This window comes from Micromonospora sp. CV4, from assembly GCF_003667455.1.
In the GTDB taxonomy this organism is placed as follows: domain Bacteria; phylum Actinomycetota; class Actinomycetes; order Mycobacteriales; family Micromonosporaceae; genus Micromonospora.
Genome location: NZ_RCVI01000177.1, coordinates 1 through 6277, shown reverse-complemented (window position 1 = coordinate 6277; position 6277 = coordinate 1). Strand labels below are relative to the sequence as shown.

5 protein-coding genes are annotated in these 6277 nt (G+C 74.0%); all 5 read right to left on the bottom strand.

Translation table 11 applies throughout. The annotated features are described in order from the left end of the window. Positions 1–30: 30 nt before the first annotated feature. Positions 31–534, bottom strand: coding sequence for a DUF2231 domain-containing protein (locus EAD98_RS04620; protein ID WP_121652828.1), 504 nt, complete (start codon positions 532–534; stop codon positions 31–33). Between the two features lie 117 nt (positions 535–651). Beyond that, positions 652–1392: a GAF and ANTAR domain-containing protein gene (locus tag EAD98_RS04615; RefSeq protein ID WP_121652827.1), complete on the bottom strand. Its 741-nt coding sequence runs from the start codon at positions 1390–1392 to the stop codon at positions 652–654. Between the two features lie 188 nt (positions 1393–1580). Then, entirely contained in the window at positions 1581–3872 is a 2292-nt protein-coding gene (secA2, locus tag EAD98_RS04610; RefSeq protein WP_121652826.1) for an accessory Sec system translocase SecA2, read from the bottom strand. Between the two features lie 86 nt (positions 3873–3958). Further along, the gene (locus EAD98_RS04605) at positions 3959–5710 is read right to left on the bottom strand and encodes an ABC transporter ATP-binding protein (protein WP_121652825.1); all 1752 of its coding nucleotides are present in this window, start codon (positions 5708–5710) and stop codon (positions 3959–3961) included. Positions 5711–5762: 52 nt separating this feature from the next. Further along, positions 5763–6277: zinc-binding dehydrogenase (locus tag EAD98_RS04600; RefSeq protein ID WP_147457330.1), on the bottom strand; the 515-nt coding region annotated here is incomplete at its 5' end.

The window sequence follows — 6277 nt, the reverse complement described above, 5'->3', positions numbered from 1 at the left end:
GCCCGGATCAGACCAGCGGGGCGGGCGGTGTCACGGGCGGGGGCGGACGACCTCGACGGTGGAGCCGCTCACCCCGCCGAGCGCGTCGAACGTGCCCACCTCGGCGCGGCGGCGCGCGTCGAACTGGCGCATCAGCCGGGCGCCCAGGTGCACGCCGACCCCACCGACGGCCAGCGCGACCAGCTCGGTGACGAGCATCGCGACCGACGCGCCGCGCTGCGGGGACTGCGCCCGGATCAGGCAGGTGAGCAGGAACATGGCGGCCATCGTCGCGTTCACCAGGTTGAAGGCGACGGCGGTGCGGCGGGTGCGGTCACCCGGTACGTCCCACAGGTCGACCATGCCGGCGACCGCGGTCATCGCGGCGGCGAACAGGGCGGCGACGCTGGTCCAGTAGCCGACCTCGCCGAGGAAGGCCGGCCCACCGATGACGTCGGTGAGATCGAAGATGGTGGCGCTGACGAAGAGCCCGAGCGGGAACGTCACCAGCATCGGTTGGATGGGGTGCCCCTGCACGCGCAGCCGGCTCTGCATCGGTCCTCCCCCGGGTCGGCGCAGCTCACCAGTACCAGAGTGCTACCCGAGGTCTGCAACGGCGAAACAGGGACGACCGACTCGCCACCGACCGGGAGAACGGGCACCGCGGTCGGGTCAGTTGTCGCGTTGCCGCGAGACCGTCCGGACCAGCCGCTCCGCCACCTCGCGCAGCGGGATGGCCAACGAGGACGCGGCCGTGCGCAACACCTCCAGCGCCTCGGCCGGCGGGCACCCGCGCTGCGTCATGATCACGCCGATGGCCTGACCCACCACCCCCTCGTGCAGCAGCGAGGCGTCCCGCTCGCCGGCGAGCGCGAGCTGGCGGCTCCGGTCCCGGACGGCGGCCAGCAGCAGGCCGGCGTGCTCGGCCAGCAGCATCGCGGTCAACTGATGCTGGGGGGTGAGCAGGTCCGGCGCGGCCGCGTACAGGTTGATCGCCCCGATCACCTGGTCGTCGATGTCCACCGGCGCGGAGATCACGCCGCGGACGCCGAGGTCGCGGGCGCGCGCCGTCCAGGCCGGCCAGCGGGGCTCCCCGGCCAGGTCCACGGCGAGGATCATCTCCCGCCGCCGGATCGCGCTCATCGCCGGCGAGTCGGGCCCGTGCCGCAGGTCGTCCAGGCCGGCCAGCCGCTCGTCGGAAGCCGCCACCCCGGCGGGCTCGCCGGCGCGCAGGGCGGTGAACCCGCACCAGCGCACGCCGGGCACCGCGTCCCGGGTGACCCGCACCAGCGCCAGCAGCGCCTCATCGAAATCGGTCAGCGTGATCAGGCCGGCGGTCAGCTCGCGCAGCAGCGCGGCAGTCTCCAGCACACCGAGGCTCTGCAGCATCGGCTCCCGCGTGTCCAGGTTCACCGGTCCGCAGCCCCCGTACGCCCCCGCGCTTGCTCGGCGAGCATCGTCACCTGTGTCATCGTCTGCTCTCTCCCGACTGGACCGACCAGCCCTACTACCCTCGCAAAGCCGGGTCGAAACGGCGTAAATCGGGGCCCCTGCGGCGCGCGGATGCGCTACAGGGACCCCGGAAGCCGCTGAACCGACGCTCAGCGCGAGGCGCCGCTGAGCCGCCGCCCGATCGACGCGATCAGCCGGTCGAGCTCGGAGCCGAACGGGTTGTCGTGCACCAGGTAGGTCCACGTCGCGGTCGGGCGGACCAGAGCGCCGTCGTCGGCCTGCCAGTCCTCGTCGAATTCGGTCTCGGCGAAGGTGGCGAGGGTGCGCGCCTCGATCTCCGGGATCAGGTTGTTGAACGCCGGCACCGCGGCCCGGTGGAACTCGTCCAGCGGGTCGAGCCGGCCCAGCGCCCGCAGGTGCACGCCCTCCCGGACCTCGGACAGCTCGGCCAGGTGCTCGGCCCAGAGCCGGTCCACGTGGTAGAGCGCGATCGACCGGGCCGCCCGGGCGAGCAGGTCCTCGTCCATCTCGCCGGCCTTCTCGGGCATCTTGTCCAGCAGCATCAGGGCGGCCACGTCGCTGGTCAGCAGCCGTTCCCGACGCTCGGCCAGGGCCTTGCGCTGCTGCTCGATCACCACGCTGTAGCGCCAGGTGTTGCGGTGGATCTCGTGGTTGACGCCCTCGGCGACACGCTGGGCGTGCTCCACCGCGTAATCCACCTCGTCGTCGGTGACCAGGCCGTCCGCGTTCATCCGCGGGGACGCCGGCACCGCGTCGGCGGCGTGCCGGACGACCAGGTCGTCCTCCAGGCTGACGAAGAACACCGAGCCGCCCGGGTCGCCCTGTCGGCCGGCCCGGCCGCGCAGCTGGTCGTCCACCCGGCGGCTGTCGTGCCGGCCGCTGCCGATCACGTAGAGACCGCCCAGCTCGGCCACCCGCTCCTGGTCGGCCTGGTCGCTGCCGCCGAGCCGGATGTCCACGCCCCGGCCGGCCATCTGGGTGGAGACGGTCACCGCCCCGTACGCGCCGGCCTCGGCGATGATCGCCGCTTCCTCGTCGTCGTTCTTGGCGTTCAGCACCACGCAGGGCACCCCGGCCGCGTTCAGCCCGGCGGCCAGCCCCTCGGACTCCTTGACGTCCAGCGTGCCGACCAGCACCGGCCGCCCCACCTCGTGGCAGCGGCGGATCTCGTCGATCAGCGCCTCGTCCTTCTCCGCCCGGGTGGCGTAGATCCGGTCCGGCTCGTCCTCGCGCACGCACGGGGTGTTCGGCGGGATCACCGCCACCTCGAGGCCGAAGAACTCCCGCAGCTGGTCGCCGACCAGCACCGCGGTGGCGGTCATCCCGCAGACCCTCGGGTAGAGCGCGATGTACGCCTGCATCGCGATGGTGCCCAGCACCTCACCCTCGGCGGTGGCGTCCAGGCCCTCCTTGGCCTCGACCGCCGCCTGGAGCCCGTCCGGCCAGCGGCGGCGCTGGGCCACCCGACCGCGCATCTCGTCGATCAGCTCGACCGAGCCGTCCCGGACGATGTAGTCCACGTCGCGGTGCAGCAGGGCGTGCGCGTGCAGCGCCACGTTGACCGCGGAGAGCTGCTCGACGTGCTCCTCGTCGTACAGGTCGATGCCGAGCTTGGCCTCGACGGCGGCCAGGCCGGCGGCGGTGAACGCCACGCTGCGCCCGTCCTCGGGGATCGTGTAGTGCTTGCCCTTGCGCAGCCCGCGCACCAGCGCGGCGGCGGCGTGCACCGGGTCCTGCTCGCCCGGCACCGAGCCGGCGAGGACCATCGGCACCCGGGCCTCGTCGATCATGATCGAGTCGGCCTCGTCCACGATCGCGGTGGCCAGCGGCGGCTGCACCCGGTCGGCCACGTCGGTGACCAGCTGGTCGCGCAGGTAGTCGAAACCCGCCTCGCTGACCGACACGTACGTGACGTCGCAGGCGTACGCGTCGCGCCGCTCCTGCGGGCTGGACGCCTCGTTGACCCAGCCGACCCGCAGGCCGAGCAGGGTGTAGACCGGCTCCATCCACTCGGCGTCGCGGCGGGCCAGGTAGTCGTTGACGGTCAGCACGTGCACCGGCCCGTTGCCGAGCCGAACGTGCCCGTACGCGGCGATCGTGGCGGTCAGGGTCTTGCCCTCACCGGTGGCCATCTCGGCGACCTTGCCCGACAGCAGCGCCATCGCGCCGAGCAGCTGCACGTCGTACGGCCGCTGGTCGAGGCCGCGGCGGGCGGCCTCGCGGCCGACCGCGCAGATCTCCTCGTAGCCGGTCGCCGCATTGGCGGCCTCGGTCAACTCGGCGTCGTCCAGCGCGGCGAGGTCAGCCTCGCGCGCCTCGATCGCCGGCAGCAGCTTCTCCAGCGGAGCAAGATCCACCGTCGAGCCCGGGCGCTGGAGGAAACGCCGGAACTTGCTCTTGAACCGTTGCGACACACCCATGAGCGGCAACGGTACGCGATTCCGGCCGGCTTTTGCCGCCCGGTCGCCCGGCCGGCGGGCGGCATGTCGAAGCCGGCGCTGTCGGGTCAGCCGACCAGCAGCTGATGGGTGGCCAGCTCCCGGTAGAGCGGGTCGGTGGCGGTCAGCTCGGCGTGGGTGCCCACGGCCACCACCCGACCGCCGTCGAGGACGACGATCTGGTCGGCGTCGACCACGGTGGCGAGCCGGTGCGCCACGATCAACAGTGTCCGGCGGACGGCGACCGCGTCGATGGCGCGCCGCAGCGCGATCTCGTTGCGCGCGTCGAGGTTGCTGGTCGGCTCGTCGAGCAGCAGCACCGGCGGGCCGGCCAGCAGCGCCCGGGCGATGGCCAGCCGCTGCCGCTCGCCCCCGGAGAGCAGCACGCCACCCTCGCCCACCTGGACGTCCAGGCCCTGCGGGGAGCGGTGCGCCAGATGCGCCAGGTTGACCTTGTCGAGGACCTCGTGCAGGCGGTCGTCGGTGGCGTCCGGGGTGGTGATCAGGAGGTTCTCCCGCAGAGTGCCGGCCAGCACCGGGGCCTCCTGCTCGACGTACCCGAGCTGGGCCCGCAGCAGGTCGCGGGGCAGCTCCCGCACGTCCGTGCCGTCCAGCCGGACCGCGCCGTCGCTCACCTCGTAGAAGCGCTCGACCAGGGCCAGCAGGGTCGACTTCCCGGCGCCGGAGGGGCCCACCAGGGCGGTGCGGGTGCCGGCCGGCACCGCGAAGCTCACCTCGTGCAGCACCGGTTCGCCGCCCGGGTAGCCGAACCCCACCCGGTCGAACTCGATCATCGGGGCGGGGTGGCGCGGGGTCGTCGTTCCGGCGGTCTCCACCGGCCGGTCCGCCGCGCCCTCCGCCGGCACCGCGAGGATCTCCTCGATCCGTTGCAGCGCGCCCAGGCCGGTCTGCAGCTGGGTGTAGGCACGCAACACCTGGGCCAGCGGCAGGGCCAGGAAGAACAGGTACATGACGAAGGCGACGAGGTCGCCGACGGTGATCGCGCCGGCGGCCACCCGGGCCCCGCCGATGCCGAGCACCAGCAGGAAGGCGCCCTGCACGGTGACCGAGCCGATCGGCCCGACGACCGCCTGCACCCGGGCCACCCGCAGGCCTGCCCCGTACGCCGCCCGGGCGCTGCCGGTGACGGTGTCCGCCTCGCGGGACTCGGCCCGGCTGGCCCGGATGGTCCGGGCCGCCGAGATGGCGCGCTCCACCGCCGAGGTCATCTCGCCGATCCGCTCCTGGGCGGCACGGGCCAGCGCCCGGACCCGCCGGGCGAAGGTGGCCGCGAAGCCCAGCCCCAGCCCCACGCCGACCAGGGTGACGCCGAACAGCAGCGGATCGAGCAGCACCATCGCCGTGCCCGCGCCGACCACCATCACCGCCCCGGTGACCGTCTCGAAGAGCCCGGAGGTGACCACCGCGCGCAGCAGGGTGGTGTCCGACCCCACCCGGGAGAGCAGGTCGCCGGTGCGCCGGCGGTCGTACTCGGCGATCGGCAGCCGCAGCAGGTGCCCGGCCAGCCTCCGCCGGGTGCCCAGCACCAGCCCCTCGGCGGTGCGCTGCAGGAGGTAGTCGCGCAGCCCGCCGATCGCCGCGCCGAGCACCACCAGCACCACCAGCACCGCCACCAGCTCGGTCACCGCGCGGCCCGCGCCCACCCGGTCGAGCACCGACCGGGTGAGCAGCGGCTGGGCGAGCGACGCCGCCGCACCGGCCAGCGACAGGACGCCCACCACGGCGAGCGTGCCGCGGTGTTCGCGCAGGTACGGCAGCAGCGCGGCCAGGCCGACGGGCCGGGCGTCAGGGGTGCTCATGGCGGGAACGGTAGCCCGTCCCGTCACCCGGGAAGCGCGCTCCGCCGCCAGGTCAGCCGGTCAGCACCACCTGAAGCTCCTGGCGGCGGCGCTCGGCCAGGTCGGTGAGCAGGGTGGGCGCCTCGTCGAACGGCACCACCGCCGACACCACGTGCTTGCGGATCACGTCCCCGTACGCCCGGAGCAGGTCGACGGTCTCGGCGGAGAGCCGCTCCCGGTCCCAGGTGGGCGCGAGCCCGCGCGGCACCCGACCGATCTGCGCGCAGCGCAGCGACAGCCCGTTGTGGTGGAACTCCTCGCCGAGCCGGACCGCGTCCGCGCCGCCCTGGTAGAAGGCGAGGTCGATCACCGTGCCCTGCGGCCGCAGCAGCCGCAGCGCGAGCTGCAACGCCCACGCCTGCCCGCGGCACTGGAACACCACGTCGGCGCCCCGGTCGCCGGCGGTGTGCGCCCAGCGGGTCTTGAGCACCGCCGCCGGGTCGTCCGAGCCCGGGTCGAGGGTTTCCAGGCCGAGGGCCTCGGCGACCTGCCGGCGCTGCGGGGTGGGGTCGAGCACCACCACCGAGG

Excerpts from the sequence above, each read along its gene's own strand:
- secA2 (WP_121652826.1), bottom strand. The coding sequence starts at position 3,872 with ATGGGTGTGTCGCAACGGTTCAAGAGCAAGTTCCGGCGTTTCCTCCAG.
- EAD98_RS04605 (WP_121652825.1), bottom strand. The coding sequence starts at position 5,710 with ATGAGCACCCCTGACGCCCGGCCCGTCGGCCTGGCCGCGCTGCTGCCG.
- EAD98_RS04620 (WP_121652828.1), bottom strand. The coding sequence starts at position 534 with ATGCAGAGCCGGCTGCGCGTGCAGGGGCACCCCATCCAACCGATGCTG.